The organism is Paraburkholderia solitsugae, assembly GCF_013177695.1.
In the GTDB taxonomy this organism is placed as follows: domain Bacteria; phylum Pseudomonadota; class Gammaproteobacteria; order Burkholderiales; family Burkholderiaceae; genus Paraburkholderia; species Paraburkholderia solitsugae.
Window position 1 is genome coordinate 1 of record NZ_WOEY01000053.1, and the last position, 16688, is coordinate 16688.

Annotated in this window: 9 protein-coding genes and 3 pseudogenes; 5 read left to right on the forward strand and 7 right to left on the reverse strand. The window is 61.5% G+C overall.

Annotated elements, in window-relative coordinates:
• Positions 1-310 precede the first annotated feature (310 nt).
• The 5 genes and pseudogenes from GNZ12_RS12810 to GNZ12_RS12830 all read right to left on the reverse strand — a co-directional run.
• Positions 311-2644 carry a bifunctional diguanylate cyclase/phosphodiesterase gene (locus GNZ12_RS12810; protein ID WP_172310680.1) on the reverse strand — a complete coding sequence of 778 codons (2334 nt, stop codon included), beginning with the start codon at positions 2642-2644 and terminating at the stop codon, positions 311-313.
• A gap of 110 nt (positions 2645-2754) precedes the next feature.
• Positions 2755-3900: a GGDEF domain-containing protein gene (locus GNZ12_RS12815; protein WP_172310681.1), complete on the reverse strand. Its 1146-nt coding sequence runs from the start codon at positions 3898-3900 to the stop codon at positions 2755-2757.
• A gap of 433 nt (positions 3901-4333) precedes the next feature.
• Positions 4334-5281 (reverse strand): annotated as a pseudogene (locus tag GNZ12_RS12820) (IS701 family transposase); the annotation flags it as partial.
• Positions 5282-5553: 272 nt separating this feature from the next.
• The gene (locus GNZ12_RS12825; RefSeq protein WP_172310765.1) at positions 5554-6684 is read right to left on the reverse strand and encodes an IS110 family RNA-guided transposase; all 1131 of its coding nucleotides are present in this window, start codon (positions 6682-6684) and stop codon (positions 5554-5556) included.
• A gap of 132 nt (positions 6685-6816) precedes the next feature.
• A pseudogene (locus GNZ12_RS12830) lies at positions 6817-7194 on the reverse strand (transposase); the annotation flags it as partial.
• Positions 7195-7616: 422 nt separating this feature from the next.
• Here GNZ12_RS12830 and GNZ12_RS12835 point away from each other — a divergent pair.
• The 3 genes from GNZ12_RS12835 (at position 7617) to GNZ12_RS12845 (ending at position 12421) form a co-directional block, all read left to right on the forward strand.
• The gene (locus tag GNZ12_RS12835; protein ID WP_172310682.1) at positions 7617-10298 is read left to right on the forward strand and encodes a hybrid sensor histidine kinase/response regulator; all 2682 of its coding nucleotides are present in this window, start codon (positions 7617-7619) and stop codon (positions 10296-10298) included.
• Between the two features lie 36 nt (positions 10299-10334).
• Positions 10335-11261: a DUF72 domain-containing protein gene (locus tag GNZ12_RS12840; protein ID WP_172310683.1), complete on the forward strand. Its 927-nt coding sequence runs from the start codon at positions 10335-10337 to the stop codon at positions 11259-11261.
• A 137-nt stretch (positions 11262-11398) separates the two neighbouring features.
• Positions 11399-12421, forward strand: coding sequence for an SGNH/GDSL hydrolase family protein (locus GNZ12_RS12845; RefSeq protein WP_172310684.1), 1023 nt, complete (start codon positions 11399-11401; stop codon positions 12419-12421).
• Between the two features lie 47 nt (positions 12422-12468).
• Here GNZ12_RS12845 and GNZ12_RS12850 read toward each other — a convergent pair.
• Positions 12469-13719: pseudogene (locus tag GNZ12_RS12850) on the reverse strand (cytochrome-c peroxidase).
• An 8-nt stretch (positions 13720-13727) separates the two neighbouring features.
• A complete protein-coding gene (locus GNZ12_RS12855) occupies positions 13728-14960 on the reverse strand; it encodes an alkaline phosphatase family protein (protein ID WP_235993708.1) in 1233 nt (410 codons plus the stop codon).
• 332 nt (positions 14961-15292) lie between these two features.
• Between GNZ12_RS12855 and GNZ12_RS12860 the strand changes: the two genes are divergently transcribed.
• Together GNZ12_RS12860 and GNZ12_RS12865 are read left to right on the forward strand one after the other, a co-directional pair.
• A complete protein-coding gene (locus GNZ12_RS12860; protein ID WP_172310685.1) occupies positions 15293-15814 on the forward strand; it encodes a porin in 522 nt (173 codons plus the stop codon).
• A gap of 239 nt (positions 15815-16053) precedes the next feature.
• A complete protein-coding gene (locus GNZ12_RS12865) occupies positions 16054-16677 on the forward strand; it encodes a hypothetical protein (RefSeq protein ID WP_172310686.1) in 624 nt (207 codons plus the stop codon).
• The last annotated feature ends 11 nt before the right edge of the window (positions 16678-16688 follow it).

Below are 16688 nucleotides of genomic sequence, written 5' to 3' on the forward strand. Positions count from 1 at the left end.
ACGCCTCACCAGATCGATGATGAGCGCGTCTTTTTGCTCGTGCGTCAGGTCTTCGATGTCAGGCATCTTCGTCATGTCCAGCACTATGCAGTGCCTGGCTCCGGTTTACAACTGCTGAATAGTTACGCGGCAGGCAAAGAAAAGTAGGTGCCCGCCCCGCACAGGGGCGACGCTAATAAACCAACATCAATTCAAGGAAAGGCCAACGCCGTAAGGGCACAGCCCCAAAGCGCCTCGCAGGCAAAAACCCAAACAAAGCCCAACGCCGTAGGCAAACAGCCGAACAAGGGCCGCGAAGGCAAAAAAAACCTTAATCCCCCGCTGGCCACGGCAACCCCACCGCCGACCAATCCAACTCCACCCCAACAACAGCCCTTTCAGTAGCAAACTGCACAGCCAAAGTAACCGCAACACAAGGCCGCCCACTAGCCAAAGAAAGATAAGGATTACTAGCCACCGCCACCCCAGGAAACAAAACCGCATTGCGAAAATAAGGCCGATGATCCCATCTGGCATACTGGGGATTCGCCACAGGCTGCAGCGAAGCCGCTTCGCCATTCCATGCCGGCCCCCGCAATTCATTCCCGATCTGCCGCCCTGAATCATTCAGAATAAAACAACTGACACACCGCTCAAGCGTCGCCAAAGCAGCAAACGCCTGCTCCATCAAAACCCCAGCCAGCAAATCATCAGCCGCCCGGCTCAAAGCCGACCGATACGGCTCCACCTCCGACTCGAACAACGCATGCTGACGCGCCCTCCCCTGGGCAATCACATCGAAAGCATCATCGATCCGCTGATGCGCCGATTCAGGCGGCGCAATCTCGGCCGCCGGCCGCCCGAGCAGATAGCCCTGCGCGAAATCCACATTCGACTCCACGGCAAGAATCAATTCCTCAGTGGTCTCCACGCCCTCAACCACCACTAGCATCCCCGCCTGATGCAACAGCGAAACAAGCTTCGGCAAAATCGGCTGCTCGGTGCCGTGACTGGTCGCGCGAATCAGCTCGCCATCGAGCTTCACAAGATCCGGCCGAATCCGCAACAGCCGGTCGAGATTCGATTGACCCGCACCAAAATCGTCGACGGCGATCAGGAAGCCATGCTCGCGGTACAAAGCCGCCGCGCGCGACATGTCATCGACGCTGCCGCCATGTGATTCGAGAATCTCGAGAATCACCTGTTCAGGTTCAAGTCCCACCGCCCGCACGATCGCTGCGAGCCGATCGGCATAGCCTTCAGCGATAAACGTAGCGGGCAGAATGTTGAGGAACAGCCACGCATCGCCGGGCAGCAACTTGCGCGCATTGGCCAGATGCACGGCATGACTCGCGCGATCGAGCGCGCCTTCGTCGCTGGACGGCCGCGGCGCGAACAGCACCACGGGCGGCACCAGCGTGCCGTCGTCCTGCTCGCCGCGCAGCAAAGCCTCGAACCCCACCTGCTTCTGATGCGACAAACTGTAGAGCGGCTGGAAGTGCGAGGTCAGGTAATAGTCCTCCCAGCGATGCCGCCGCTCGGCCGCCCCACCCTCCTCGTACGCGGCGTCGGCGTCGAATTGCAGCAGTTCGAGCGGCAACGCGCGTTCGGCGCACACGCGGTTTCTGCCCGAATGCTTGGCGCGCAACAAGGCTTCGTCGGCGCGATCGAGCAGCACCATGATGCTTTCGCCGCTCCGGTGTTCGGCCACGCCGAAGCTCGCGGTCAGATGGCCGTCCGGGCGTTCAATCGCGGCAATCGCGCTACGCAGACGCTCGGCCAGCGCCAGTGCGCCGGCCAGGCCGTCGCGCAGCAGCACGGCAAACTCCTCTCCGCCGATCCGGCTCACGCTGTCGTCCGCGGAGGTTCCCTCCATCAGCACCTGGGCGACCTCGTACAGCGCATGGTCGCCGACCGCGTGGCCGAAGCGGTCGTTCAGCGATTTGAAACTGTCGATATCGAGAAAAATCGCGCTGACCCGCTCATCCGGCGCGATGACTTCGAGGCGGCGCTCGGCCTGCTTCACAAACGCGCGGCGGTTCTGCAGGCCGGTCAGCGGATCGGTCGCGGCGAGCTGCGCCAGTTGGCTCTCGAGCAGAAATTGATTGCGCCGGAACCGGTAGAAGCCGAAGTGAAACACAGCGGAAGTCGGCACGCCGATCGCCACGATCCACATCCACACGACAACGTCGACGTCATGCGTGCGCGGCGCGCCGAACAGCGTGGCAAACGCCGCCGCATAAAAAAGCGCGCTGCCGACGAAGAAATGCATCGGCGTGAGCCACAGGGGCGCGGCGCAGATCGGGATCGCGACCATGGCCGGCAGTACCCACAACAAAGGATGCTCGACCCCGGAGACGTTCAGCGCGAGACCGGCCACCAGCACCAGTGAGTACGCGACACCGATCGCGCCGAACGTCCAGGTCGAGCTGGTGCGTGGAATCGCCATCACCAGCAGTGCAAGTACCAGCGCACAGGAGAGCCGGTAGGCGAGCGGCGTCGCCGGGCCGTTGACCATATTGCGCGCCCCAACAAGACACAGGAACGCGACAACGGTGAACGCCAGCGTCACGGTCGAAAGTGGACGCTGGTGTTCCAGCGATCGTCGATGAAAGCGATCGCGCAAACCAGAATCGGACAGTGGCTTCGTTGAAGTGGAAAGCATATTGATAGATATCAGGCTGGCTCCGGTCACTTGGCCCCTGTATAACGGCAATCGTCTGATAAATATTTATGCCCTACCCGCAAATAGAATGGCGCCCCGCCCCATCTGGGCTACGCCGCCATCACGCGATCGCGTCCCGAGGCCTTGGCGGCATACAACGCGCCGTCGGCACGCGCCATCAACTGGGCAAGCGATTCATCGCGCCGATGCTGATCCACGCCGACGCTGAAGGTGTACTTCAATCCACGCGGCAAATCCGCCGACGCGGCCGACGCGAGCCGAACCCGCAGACGATCCATCAGTCGCACCGCTTCGGCGGTGCTCGTCGCCGGGCACAAGACGCCGAACTCCTCGCCGCCCAGCCGTCCGAATACGTCGCCGACTCGCAAATTACGGGTGATGAAGGCTGCGAAGTGGCTCAGCACCTGGTCGCCGGCGGCGTGGCCGTAGCCGTCGTTGACCGCTTTGAACGAATCGATGTCGATGATCGCCATCGCCACCGGCGAGCGGGTGCGCAACGACGCCTTCAGCAGCGCCTCGCCGATTGCGGAAAACGCCCGGCGCGACAACGCGCCCGTCAGATCGTCGACATTGGCAAGCCGCTCGAGCCGCTCAGCAAGCCGATCATGCGCCAGCATCACGACGCCGATCGAAAGACACGGCGGCGCGAGGATGCCGAGTGCGAGAAAGGCGACGTTACTTGGCGTCACCTGCAGCAAGCTGGACTGCAGCAGCATGCCGAAGCCGTTCATGACGCCGCGCGAAAGATGCCCCGCGCATAACAGCACCGAAGCTACCGCGAGAAAGTAGTAGCAGTAACGCGGCCGGTTCGAGGGACGACCGCGCAGCATCATGATGGCGAGCATCGCGTAGAGGACCGCGTGATACGCCGATGCCACGGCCACCCGCGCATCGAAGTCCGGCCGGGCAAACGTCCAGTAGATCATGCCGATCAACACTGCAAGCGCGCCAGCGTAAGCCACCCAAGGCCGCGTGCGGCGGCCCAGAAAACGGTAGCAGCCTTCTACCACCAGCAGCAGCGAGATGGCCAACAGTTCGTTGGCCGCCACGAAAGTCAGCCAGCGCGACGCGTGTCCCTGCAAGGCAAAAGCTAGAAGCGCCACGATCGCGACCGCGTTGGCCGAGATCCAGTAGCCGACGCCGGGTATCGCCGCGCGCCATAACGAGCCGAGCACGGCCATCCCCATGGCGCCCGACAAAACCGTGACAACCAGAATAGTGAGTGGATTGAGCATTGTTGTTTTGAGTCGAACGGCATCGCCATAACGCACCACGCCCCTGCGTGTCCGCGCCTGTCTGCTGCGCGATTTGCGCCGGCACTCGCACAGCCCGGCGGCACCAGTCCGTAAGCTTACTGGTAGAGGCAAATGTTGGGGGCGCAAAGAACCTGAAAGATGCGACAAGCATTCCCGGCGACCCAAATGCTTATCGCATCCGCGCGAGGCAAACTCGACCGTTGCATTGACCACGAAACGAAACGCCGCTTTCTTTGCTTATCTTTCTTTGCGGCGGCGGCAAAGAAAGTAGGTGCCGCCCCGCACAGGGGCAACGCTAATAGACCACTAGAAGTCTTACTGTGTCACGTATGTTTCGTGCCATCGCTGCGATGAATGGTGCAGGCGCTGCGTGAGCCGTAGTCCGAGGAGGACGCGCAACGTCGTGATGGAGTCAGGAACGTGGCGTTGTGCGCGCTGGGCTGCCGCGTGCGATGTAATCCGCGGGAAGCGCAGGCAGCGCGCGTTCGATGAAGTTTTTTTTATCGCCGCTGCCTGATCCCATCCTGAGTCTCTGGGCCATCAGAAACCCATATGCGGCAATACTCAGCGTGGCGTGGTGGTGAAAGCCACGCCAGCCGCGACCTTCGTAGTGACCCAGTCCGAATTCCTGCTTCAAGTCCTGATAGTCTCGCTCGATGCGCCAGCGCATCTTGGTTACCGATACAAGCTGTTCAAGTGTCGCCTCCCCGGGAGCGGTACTGAGAAAGTACTTGAGCGGCTCTTTATCTCCCTCGGGCCATTCGATGAGTAGCCACTCTTCCTCGCGCTGGGTAGTGCGCCAATAGTCCTGATGAGCGGGACGAACCCGCACGGCGGCAAAGCGCGAGGAGAGTGCCGCGTTGCTGCCTTCCCGCCAGGTGACGGTCTGCCAGGCGTTCGCAGGTAATTGCATGGCCAGCGCCTTGACCGCTTGCGGTTCGTGGCCGGGTGCGCGACGCAGCAGTGTCGGTGGGTTGCCACGCCCATTCCAGGGCTTGGGCGGTAGCGGCGCCGTACCCGGTGCCCATACTGAGGTGCCCGGACGGATCCCCACGGCGTATAACAAACCCAGTTCGCTTATCCCTTCCCGAAAGGCCGTTTCATCACCATATCCTGCATCGGCCAGCACGATACCCGGCACAATCCCGGATGCAATCGCTTCGCGCAGTTGGGCCAGTGCAATCTGTGGTTTGGTTGCGAAGGCCTGATCGTCAGGAATGCCGGCGCGACGGGCACGTTCCCGATCGTCAATCCACTCCCTGGGGACATACAGTTGCCAGGCGACAGGCAGGCTGCCGCGTTGCGTTGCGATCGATAAACTCACTGCGACCTGACAGTTGTCCTGTTGATATGACTCCCCGTGTCAATAGGGTGGTTTTTAAATCTTGCTCATAGGCGTTTTTGAATTTCCTGAGGGCGACGTAGCAGTAAATCTCGACGGTGGATCACGCTGATATTCGCGGGTTGGGTACCGCATTACAGAGGTCCGTGTCATGAGCCTGCCGCTTTCTTGCCACGCAAGTCGGCTTGATGCCATTGCCAAACAGGAGCGCGGATTACTCAGATACCGGGCTACGCCGCCTTCAGAAAACTCTCGTAGTGTATGAGCTGTTGTGTGGTTGGAGAAACTGGTTATGCAGGCTGTTCGCTTTGCGGCACCGCCAGGGTCATCCCCATCCGGCCGATGTCCCAGATGAACGCGGCAAGTTCACGAGTCACAGCAATGATTGCAACTTGCCGGCTCTTTCCTCTGGCCACGAGCCTGCGATATCGGCCACACAGCCGTAGCTGGGCATCCCAGGCCCGATCGGCAATGGGCTTGGGTATGCCTTCCTGCCGTCTCTGTATGTCTTTGCTCACGCGCGCCGGATGCTGGTAGCTCCAGGCTGATTCGACCAGCAGCTTTCTTGCATAACTGTTGCCGGCCTTGGTGATACTGCCTTGGCGCCGTTTGCTACCTGATGAATGTTCTGACGGCGTGACGCCCAGCCACGCCATCAACTGCCGAGGGTGCTCAAAGCGCGACAGATCTCCCACTTCGGACACCAGCCCGACCGCCGACGTGAACTGGATGCCGCGCATCGCCTGCAACGCCAGCACGACCGGATAGAACCGCCAGCAAAGGACCGCTTCGTGCAGCGCGGCCTCCAGTCGGCCACACTGCGCGAGGCGATCTTCGATGGTGCGGCGGTGTTCGTTGAATGCCAGTTGCTGCCACGCACTGTCGAACGAAAGGGTACTCAGCCAGCGCCGGTGGGCCGGGCCCCAATTTGCCCGGCCGGAGTACTGTACGCCGTGCGACAGCAGGAAAGACTTCAGCCGCTGCCGTGCCTGCTTCAGATCGTCACGGGCGGACGACCACGCCCTGGCCAGATCGCGAAACGCCTCGTCTTCCACGGTCGGCACGTGGACTGCGGACAGATCGCCGGCTCGCAGCGAGCGCACCAGCTTGATCGCGTCACGCCGGTCGGTCTTGACGCGATCACCGGGCTTTCTCGGAATCAGTGATGGCGCACAGACCATACAATCGAAGCCTTTCCCAACGAGCCGGCGATGCAGACCATAGCCACAAGGGCCGGCCTCATAGACAACGTGAACATGCCTCGCTTTCGACTGCAGCCGCTTGCACAGGCGATCGACTTCTACCTGTGTCGTGCCGGTCTTGCCGAGCAGTTCAACTTCGTCCAGGCCCATCGCGTAGGCAACCGTGATTGAGTCCTTGTGAACGTCCAACCCAACGTACAACGTGCTATCCTGGTTCATGCTGGCCTCCGTGTCCGGAAACAAACCGTCGAGTGGTGGCTCCGGCCACACTCTTGCGGCTCTGGCAACATGCTAACCCGCGTTTCACTTCCCCACGGCGGCCAGCCTCGCTGCCACGGGAGTCATACTGTTGAGCTGGCCACAGTACTGACGTGCAACGCCCACCGAATGGCGGCCCTTCTTTGGAAAGCCTGTGTCGTCAATAATCCAGTAGTAGCCGGCCTCTTCAGCGGCATGCGCGCCTAGCGCCGGCATCACCCATTCGCGCACCCGCTGCATGATCGCCTTGTCGGACCACTCGGCCTTGGCAACGAAGTGGTGGAGCGACTGATGCTTCGCACTGGCATGAAGCGGATCGATATGCGCGGCCATTGGTTCGACGCTCTTGCGTGACAGTGGCATCACCAGACCGGAACAGTAGCCTTTAAGGCCGGCGTGGCGATTAGCGTGCCCTAACTCCTGTGCCAGATGGTCGAGATACGCGTCAAATTCATCGAGATCGTCTGTCATTGCGATACCCCGTAGTCGCTATTACTTCATACTACCAGGTATCGCTTTTAGCTGACACAGTAAGACTAAGAAAGCAAGGAAAGGCCAACGCCGTCAGGGCACACCCCAAAGCGCCTCGCAGGCAAAAACCCAAACAAAGCCCAACACCGTAGGCAAACAGACAAAAAAGCACCCCGCAGCCAAAACCCAGGTAAAACTTGCCAGCCCCCCGCACACGTCGTGCGGCAAAACCCGTAAAGCACACCTGATTAGATCCTCAGCAAACCGTTGTAGCCTACAATTATTGCTGCCGCATGGCCGCTTCACCCCCCCGCGGTGCACAGCAGGAGCTTTATCCCGCTTCCAGCTGAACATCCACGCGCGCCATGCGCGCCGGCAGAGTGGGAACACACTCATCGACGTGACCTCTGTGGAGTGCAGCAATGCCATTCCCGCCACAAGACCATGGCTGCCCCGGCTGGAACGGGGAAATGGCCCGCCGCATCAGCGAATTCGACTGGGCCGCGACCGACCTCGGCGCGATAGAAAACTGGCCCCGCAGTCTGACCGCCACCGTTCAAATGCTGCTCGCCTCGCCCGTGCCCCTCGTGCTTCTATGGGGCAAACCAGGCTACATGATCTACAACGACGCCTACGCAATCTTCGCGGGCGGACGCCATCCGTATCTGCTCGGCTGTCCGGTCGAACGCGGCTGGCCGGAGGTCGTCGAATTCAACCGCCATGTGATGACGACATGTCTTGCCGGCGGCACCCTGTCGTACCGCGACAAGGAACTGGTCCTGCTGCGCGACGGCAAGCCCGAAGACGTCTGGATGGACCTCTACTACAGTCCGGTCGCCGACGACAGCGGCGCGCCCGCTGGCGTACTCGCGATGGTCGTCGAAACCACCGCTCGCGTACTGACCGAACGCTGGCGGCAACGTGCCGAAGCGGAACTGCACGAGACCAACGAACGGCTGCAACTCGCGCTCAACACCGGCGCCGTGCTCGGCACATGGGTGCTCGACCTGCGCACCGGCACCGTCACCGGCGACGAACGTTTCGCGCGCACCTTTTCATTCCCCCTGGAAGAGGCCGCGAAAGGGGTCGAGCGCAATGCCGCGACGCAAGTGATCCATCCGGACGACCAGCCGCTCTACGAGCGCCTGACGATCGAAGCCATGCGCACCGGCCAGCCGTTTCGCGCCGAGTACCGGATTCGCCGGCCCGATGGCGACTATATGTGGGTGCAGGCAAACGGTCAGTGCGAGGTCGATGAACATGGGGAACCGACGCGCTTTCCCGGCGTGCTGATTGACATCCACGAACGCAAGATCGCTGAACAATCGCTGCGCCAGTTGACCGAAACGCTCGAACAACGCGTCGCCGATGAGGTCGCGGCACGGGCGCTCGCCGAAGAGCAGTTGCGCCAGGCCCAGAAGATGGAAGCGATCGGCAGCCTCACAGGCGGTGTCGCGCACGACTTCAACAATGTGCTGCAAGTGATCAACGGCAATCTGCAGATGCTCGCCGCCGATGCCGATGGCAATCCGGCCACGCTGCGGCGTTTGTCCGCCGCAACCGACGCCGTCAAACGCGGCGCGAAACTGGCCGCGCATCTGCTCGCCTTCGCGCGCCGCCAGCCGCTGTCGCCTACCGTGCTGAATCCGCGCCGCCTGCTCGCCGGCATGAGCGAGATGCTCCGTCGCGCGCTCGGTGAGACCGTCAAGATCGAAACGGTATTGAGCGACGACCTGTGGAATGTGCAAGCCGATCGCAATCAACTCGAAAACGCACTACTCAATCTCGCGATCAATGCGCGCGACGCGATGCAAGCCGACGGCACGCTCACCGTCAGCGCGACGAACCGCGTGCTGGACCATGCGTTTTGCCGCGGCAAGCCGGAGCTCTCGCCGGGCGAATACGTGGTGTTCTCGGTGACCGACACCGGTGTCGGCATGAAGCCCGAGATTCTGGAGCACGCGTTCGAACCGTTCTTCACGACCAAGCCCGACGGCCATGGCACCGGCCTGGGCTTAAGCATGGTGTTCGGTTTCGTCAGACAAAGCGGCGGGCATACGGTGATCGACAGCGAAGTGGGACGCGGCACCACCGTCTCGCTGTTTTTCCCGCGTTGCAGCGAGCCGGAAACAGCCGAAGCCGTCGATCAGACCGCAGCGCCGGTGGGCGGCGGCGAAACGATTCTGGTGGTCGAAGACGATGCGGATGTGCGTCTGACCGCCGTCGAAATGCTCGCGCAACTCGGCTATAAAGTGCTGACTGCATCGAGTGGCGACGCGGCGCTCGAGTTCATCGATAGCGACGTACCGATCGATCTGCTGTTTACCGATGTCGTGATGCCCGGCCAAGTGAAGAGCGTGGAACTGGCGCAGCGTGCCGCGGCGCGTTCGCCCGCGGTGCCGACACTCTTCACCTCCGGCTATACGCGCGACGAGATCGTCCATCACGGCAAGCTCGATGCCGGCATCACGCTGCTCTCCAAGCCTTACCGGCGCGACGATCTCGCGCGCAAGCTGCGCCACGTATTGCGCGCTGAAGTCGCCGGCTTGGGCGATGGCAAGATCGCCCCTTGCGTGCCGCACACGGCCTACGATCCAGCCGGCACGCCCGAAGCGTCCGATCCGCAGGAAAGCCTGCACGAACCGCCTCTTGCGGGAGAAGATCCGCTCGCAAACGCCCCGGCGAGTTCGCTGGCGGATTCCATGGCAAGTCCGCTGTCACGCCAACCCGGCACGCCGGCTCGCGTATTGCTGGTCGAAGACGACGCCGATTCGCGCGACGCACTCAGCGACCTGCTCGGCGCGTTGGGGTTCGCCTGCACTGCGGTCGCTAGCGCCGAAGAAGCGCTGCCGCTCGTGCCCACGCAACGTTTCGACGTCCTGTTCACGGACCTGACCTTGCCCGGCATGTCCGGCGACAACCTGGCGCGCGCTGTGCTGCGTCAGCAGACGGACATCCGCGTGTTGCTGGTATCGGGCTATGGCCAGAACGCCGAGATTGGCGACACCATCCCCGGCGCACGGCTGCTCGGCAAGCCGCTCGATATTTCGCAGTTGCGGCGCGAACTCGCGGAGTGGCTCGATCACACGGAGGCGGCTTCCTAGGCTCGCCTGCTCCGCGCAACCAACACGACTCCGCCGATGGACATCCGCTGCGGCACCGCTGGCTGGACCGACAAGACGCTCATTGCCTGCAAGCGCTTTTATCCACGCGGCAGCAACAGCGCTGAGGCCCGGCTGCACTTTTACGCATCGCAGTTTCCGCTGGTCGAAGTCGATTCGGCCTACTACGCGATTCCGTCAGCGAGCAATGCGCAGTTGTGGACCGAGCGCACGCCGGAAGACTTCACCTTCAACTTCAAGGCGTTTCGCCTTTTCACCGGACATCAGACGTCGCCCGATGTCCTGCCCAAAGACATTACGATGGCGCTGCCGGCGGGCATCACGAGCCCGCGCAAGAAGAACGTCTACTACGGCGACGTGCCCGCCGAGATCCGCGACGAACTGTGGCGGCGCTATCTGGAAGCGCTGGAACCGCTACGCACAACCGGCCGGCTCGGCGCGGTGCTGTTCCAGTTCGCGCCGTGGATCACCCGCTCGCCGGACGGTCTCGCCCTCGTCGACGAATGCCGGGCGCGCATGGCGGGCTACATGATGGCCACCGAGTTTCGCAATCAGTCCTGGTTCAACGGTCAGCACGCACAATGGACGCTCGACTTTCTGCGCGAGCGCAGCCTCGTCCATGTGATCGTCGATGCCCCGCCAGATGTGACGAACCGCGTGCACACCGTGTGGGAAGCAACCCATCCCGAGCTCGCGATGGTGCGTCTGCACGGCCGCAATACGCAGACGTGGAGCGCGACGGGCGCGGCGAGCGCCGCCGATCGCTTCGATTACGACTACAGCGACGGCGAACTGAGCGAACTGGCCCCCTCGATCCGCGCAATCGCGACACGGGCCGGCCGCACCCACGTCATCTTCAACAACTGCTTCGAAGATCAGGGGCAGCGTAATGCGCGGACGCTGACGGGCCTTCTGGGCGACGCCGCCGTCGTGCCGGCGCGATAGCCCGCCGAGATCGTGCACTCAGGACGGTAAGGCATCCTTTTTGCTCAACGCAAAGTACTGTCGCGAGAACGCTATGCAGGCTGGCGACAAACCCGACACGTGAGGGCGACGGCCCGGTCAACCTGCAGGGAGGCGCTATGCAAGGAAGCAATGACAAGGTACGTGCTGCAATTTTTGCCATGCTGGTTTCGTTGTTGACGGCATGCGGCGGAGGTGGCGGCGGCTCGAGTAACGGCAGTGGCGCGACGCCCCCGGCGGGTGGCATTAATCTGCAAGTTGTCTCGTTCGGCGATAGCCTGTCGGATGTCGGAACCTATGCGCCGCTTGCGAGCGCGGTGGGCGGGGGGCGTTTCACGACCAATCCTGGGCAAGTGTGGACTCAGGATGTCGCGCAGTACTACGGCGGCACGCTAAGCGCGGCGTTTACGATCGACATCACGCATAAGTTGAGTGCGCAAAACGGCCTCGGCTATGCCGAGGGCGGCGCGACCGTGGCAACGCCGGCAAACTTGTCCAACTTCCTTGTCGGCGTGATCGGCAATGTCGAAATGCCCGTCAACCAGCAGGTTTCGAGCTATCTGTCGGCTCACGGAAGCTTCAACTCCGGTCAACTGGTGCTGCTCTGGGCCGGCGCGAACGATGTGCTTCGCGCCGGGGCGCTGCCGGCCGCGGCGCAAACCGTGCAGACTGCCGCCGCCGCCCTGGCTCAAATCGTCGGACAGATCGTCCAGAACGGCGCCACGCATGTCGTCGTGGTCAATGTCCCGAATGTCGGACTATCGCCCACAGGCATCGCTTCATCCGACGGCGGGGCGAACCTGACCCAGTTATCGCAAATCTTCAACAATAGCCTGAACGCTGCCTTGCAAGCCGACAGCCTGCAAAGCAAGGTCATCCAGATCGATTCTTATGCCTGGGTGGACCAGATCATCGCGAACTTTCAGGCCAATGGCTTTACCGTGTCAAACACCGGTCAGGCCTGCAACCCTGCGACAACGCCCGATGACACGTCATTGCTCTGTTCGCCGGCGACCTACATAACGGCCAATGCCGATCAGACGTACATGTTCGCCGACGACCTTCATCCGACGACGCATCTGCATGCCCTGTTCGCCCAGTACGTGGAGCAGCAGATCGCCGGCAGCGGTCTTGGTCACTGAGCCCTGGGCGTCGCCGTTAAATTTGCGCCGGTCCCAACGGCAAGCCGCTATCGCCTGTACCCATCGTTCAGCGTCGCAAGAAACGCTGCAACGTCGTCGATGTCCCGCTCCGACCACACGGGGCGCTCGCCGACTTTGCGCGTGAGCGGCTCATCGGCGGTATCGACGTTCACGCGCAGCGCAACCGGCAAGTCGTTGAACTTGTCGACCTTGCCGTGGTCGTCTTTCGGATACCACTTTGCCGGATTCGTATCGCGCTGAACGTAGAAACGCAGCGCGTCCTTCAGCGTATGGAAGCGGCCATTGTGAAAGAACACCTGCCGCGTCGCCGTGTTACGCAGCGACACCGACTTGAAGAGTCCGCAGTTGCTCCTGTCGCTCTACTGATCGGTGCGTAGCGGACCGCACAAGCCCATATCAAAGTACTTCGGGTCCGCGTTCGCACGCAGCTCCGGATTGCGCGGCACACCGAGCGCCTGGAAGTTGAAGTCGGTGAAAAGCGGATGAGAGCCGTCGACTCCCGATTGATCGATGTGGCAGGAGGCGCAATTGCCGCCCGCCGGATCGTCGAACAGCTTCTTACCCCTTAACTCCTGTGCCGTCAGTTGGACCTTGCCGTCGAGGTAGTAATCGAACTTGCTGGTGTACGGATGAAAACTCGGGTCTTCAAGTTCGAAGCGCTCGATGGCGTACATCGCCTGCGCGAAAGCCTTGGTGGGGTCGGCGAAGGTGTTCTGCCCGAACACTTCCTTGAAGCGCGCGGCATACGGTGCCTGCGCCAGTTTCGCGAGTACGGCCGCCGGATCCTTGTTGGCCATCTCGTCCGGATTGAATAGCGGGAAACTCGCCTGATCGTGCAGACGGTTGAAGCGCCCGTCCCAGCCGTAGCCGCCGACCGGCGCGTTGTCCGTCTCGCTCAGGCGCTCGGACAGGCTGGCCGCCTGCGCGTGACTCCACATCGGCGTGCGGTTCAGCACATAGCGCAGGCTCGGCACGGCGCGCGTGCCTTGCGAGCGCATATCCGGACCACCCAGCTGCGCAGCCAGTCCGTTGGGCGGCCCGTACGCGTGCGACGGGCTATGACAGCTCGCGCACGACATCCTGCCCGAGGCCGACAACGATGCGTCGAAGAACATCAGTTTGCCGAGCGCTGCGGCATCGCTGTAGACGGGCTTCGCGTCGGCCGGCGCCGACGCTGCGGCTGCCGGGAGCGGCAGCCATACGGCACTGGCCAGCGCGGCGAGCGCCGCCAATCGGGTGGCTGTGCTCACGGTGAATCCGGTTGCAGAAAACAGCATCGAGTCACTTACAGGTTCGTGAAAATGTCATTGCCGAACCCGACCAGGCCGGCCTGCCCCGCATAGCCCAGATGACCGAGCTGGAAGATGTCTTCAATGCTCTTGAGCATCGAGTAGTGGTTGTACTGCACCGTCGACACCGTGCCCGGCTTGATGAACTTCGAGATCATCACCGCACCGGTCTGGTCACCGCCAAAGCTCTGCTTGGTCAGATTGATCGTCGCGCCCTTGTACGACAGCGACGAAGTCTCCGGGAACGCCGGCAGGTTCGGACCAGGCTGCTGACTGCAGCAGGTTGTACCCGCAAAGGTCAGTTGCGTTTGGCCCGCCGAGGGCTGGGTCACTGACGCGTAACTGCTTTCGTCGAAGTTGATGATCAACAGACCGTCCTGCTGGAACGCCGGCGAGGCGGTGATAATCGGCACCCACTTTTGCAGGAACGTGTTCGCGCTGACCAGTCCGCCCGGCTGGCCGTTCACACACGGCGAATCGTGGCCGTCGTCGCACAGGCTCGGCGTAATCAGGTTGAAGTTGGCGGTGGTTGAGATCGACTGCAGGTCGGTGGTGAGCTTGTTCAGGTTCACGACGTTCTGGCCGCAATCGGGCGAATCGATGATCGAGTGAAAGTACATGAACGGGTTGTGACGCGTCGCGTACTGATCGCCCAGCGGTACCGCCGCGCTCGGTGCTTGTCCAACTTGCGTGAGGTCGGTTGTGTTGAGCGTCGGGTGACCACAGGTCGCGGCTTCGCGCGTCGGGTCATTGCCCATGTCGTCTTCATAGCCCTTCCATGTCAATCCAGCGGCCTTCAACTGGTCCGGCAACGTCTTGACGCTGGCCGGATACACGCAGCCCGAGCCGATCGCCTGACCGTCCGGCGTCATGCCCGTGAGCGTGAAATCCTGGTAGATCGGGCAATCGTTATCCGTTTCTAGTGTCGGTGCCTGACCACTGATCATCGAGATGTAGTTGTCGAGGCTCACGTGCCCCGTGCCGTAGTACTGCTGCACCATCGCGCCTTGCGAAGCCAGTGTCTGCGACAGGTACGGCGCCTTGCTGTTCGCACCGAACGTGGTCGCGTAGTTTTCGTTTTCGAGCGTGATGACGAAAACATGCTTGATCTGTTGCTGCCCGGTCTGATTGAGCGACGAGGACGCCGAGCCGCACGCGGCGACGATAACGCCAATCATGGCAGCAGAAACGGCAGCGAAAAGTGTGCGCATCCAGGTGCGTTTTGACATTCCTTTCCCTTTTAATTGTGTTTTCTCGTTCTGATTGAATCGATATGCGTCAAAATTAATTTGCATACCAAACTAAATCAGATTGAATCGATGGACCTGCAATTACCCGTGCGACCTACCGGCAAAAAAAACCGGCGTATCCCGCGACCGGGACCGCCGTTTTTGGTCCATGGCGAGGCTAACACGGCAGGTTTAGCCGCACGTAGTCCATCTCGACTAGGGGGAAACGACAAGTGCCGGGGGCGGAACGCTTCAGGCAATCAGATACTGCTCGACGAGCCGCACCACGCTGCAAAAACCAGACCGGATGGCTCTTTGCGCTCCAGGTCGCCATGCAGATTCCGGTCGGTACAGCCCTCGCCGTGTTCTCGCACCGCCTGCTCAAGCGCGGCACGCCGTCGCGATTTGCACGCGGCGCGCTGATCAGCGGCAACGCGGGCGGCAGCGCCGCGTCGATTGTGATCCCGAGCGTGGTCGCCTTCGACGGCCGCGCACTCGGCGCCAGTTACGTATTCAACAACCTGATCGTGAAGGCCTCGTATGTGCAGTACAAGGTGGCAGGGTCGTTCAACGATCGGGTCTATTCGGGCGGCGCCAGCTACCACATCACACCGGCGCTGAACGTCGACGCCGGCGTGTGGTACACCCATGACGGGAACCACTCGACCAACCATTCGGTGATGGCGTCGACGGGGGTGGAGTATGCGCTGTCGAAAGCCACCATGATCTATGGGCAAGTCGGCTTCGTGAACAATCACGGCGCGATGCACACAGGCCTGTCAGTCAACAACGCCCTGAACGAAGTCACGGGCACGACCAGCGGCGTGAATGTCGGCATCCGGCACATGTTCTAGTGGACATTGAAGCCCAATAGCAGAATTGATCCACGTGCCGGGAGAGCAAACCTCCCGGCATTGGGTGGTTTGCTCTATCATTTGGCCAGTGCGTCGCACTACTAATGCATCAACGTGCGTCGGCACTACCGCGATGAACTTGAACTTACCAACCTAAATTGCGTTTCGCCGGTCATGCGCGGCACATACTAGCGCTGTGTCTTTCGCTGACCGGAAACGTACGTATTCAAAGGGCTCCAATGTTTATCCACTCCAGTGATCTTTCATCAGTCGGAAAGCGATGTGCAGCTATCGCCGTCGTGGTCGGCTTGTCATCATGGCTGTCTGTTTGTGCCGCCGCCGACAGCGTCGCGTCAGAACCGGCGCCCACAGCGCAAAGCGGCGCCGCGGTGGATAACGAAAGCGGCACCGTGAGTTTCATCGACAAGCAAAATTCAATCATCGTTGTGTCGGTCAGCGGCGGTCAAGAACTAAGCCTCAACGCGAAAGATCATGCTGACGTGCTGGATCGCGTTCGCGTCGGTGACAAGATTGCAATCAGCTATCAGGAGCCGTACGTAACCGGCCTGACGCGCGCGAAAGGTGCGCCGCTCACGCGCCTGACGCACACTGTAAAAGTGACCAAGTCCGCGACAGATGCTGGACCAGACGGTTTCCAGGCTGTGCGGACGTATAACGGCATGGTGGAAATCACCGCGATCAATCGTAAGCAGCATGTCCTGACCTTTGCCGACAAGTCCAATGCAGCTCACTCGATCAAGGTGATTGACCCTGCATTGGTGAAGGTCGTGGGCTCGCTTGCACGTCACGATCATGTTCAAATCAGCTACGAATCCGCTTTCACGGTAACCTTCGCGCGCTGACGTCAGCCCCG

Excerpts from the sequence above, each read along its gene's own strand:
- GNZ12_RS12860 (WP_172310685.1), top strand. The coding sequence starts at position 15,293 with ATGCAGATTCCGGTCGGTACAGCCCTCGCCGTGTTCTCGCACCGCCTG.
- GNZ12_RS12855 (WP_235993708.1), bottom strand. The coding sequence starts at position 14,960 with ATGTCAAAACGCACCTGGATGCGCACACTTTTCGCTGCCGTTTCTGCT.
- GNZ12_RS12845 (WP_172310684.1), top strand. The coding sequence starts at position 11,399 with ATGCAAGGAAGCAATGACAAGGTACGTGCTGCAATTTTTGCCATGCTG.
- GNZ12_RS12815 (WP_172310681.1), bottom strand. The coding sequence starts at position 3,900 with ATGCTCAATCCACTCACTATTCTGGTTGTCACGGTTTTGTCGGGCGCC.
- GNZ12_RS12835 (WP_172310682.1), top strand. The coding sequence starts at position 7,617 with ATGCCATTCCCGCCACAAGACCATGGCTGCCCCGGCTGGAACGGGGAA.
- GNZ12_RS12865 (WP_172310686.1), top strand. The coding sequence starts at position 16,054 with ATGTTTATCCACTCCAGTGATCTTTCATCAGTCGGAAAGCGATGTGCA.
- GNZ12_RS12810 (WP_172310680.1), bottom strand. The coding sequence starts at position 2,644 with ATGCTTTCCACTTCAACGAAGCCACTGTCCGATTCTGGTTTGCGCGAT.
- GNZ12_RS12840 (WP_172310683.1), top strand. The coding sequence starts at position 10,335 with ATGGACATCCGCTGCGGCACCGCTGGCTGGACCGACAAGACGCTCATT.
- GNZ12_RS12825 (WP_172310765.1), bottom strand. The coding sequence starts at position 6,684 with ATGAACCAGGATAGCACGTTGTACGTTGGGTTGGACGTTCACAAGGAC.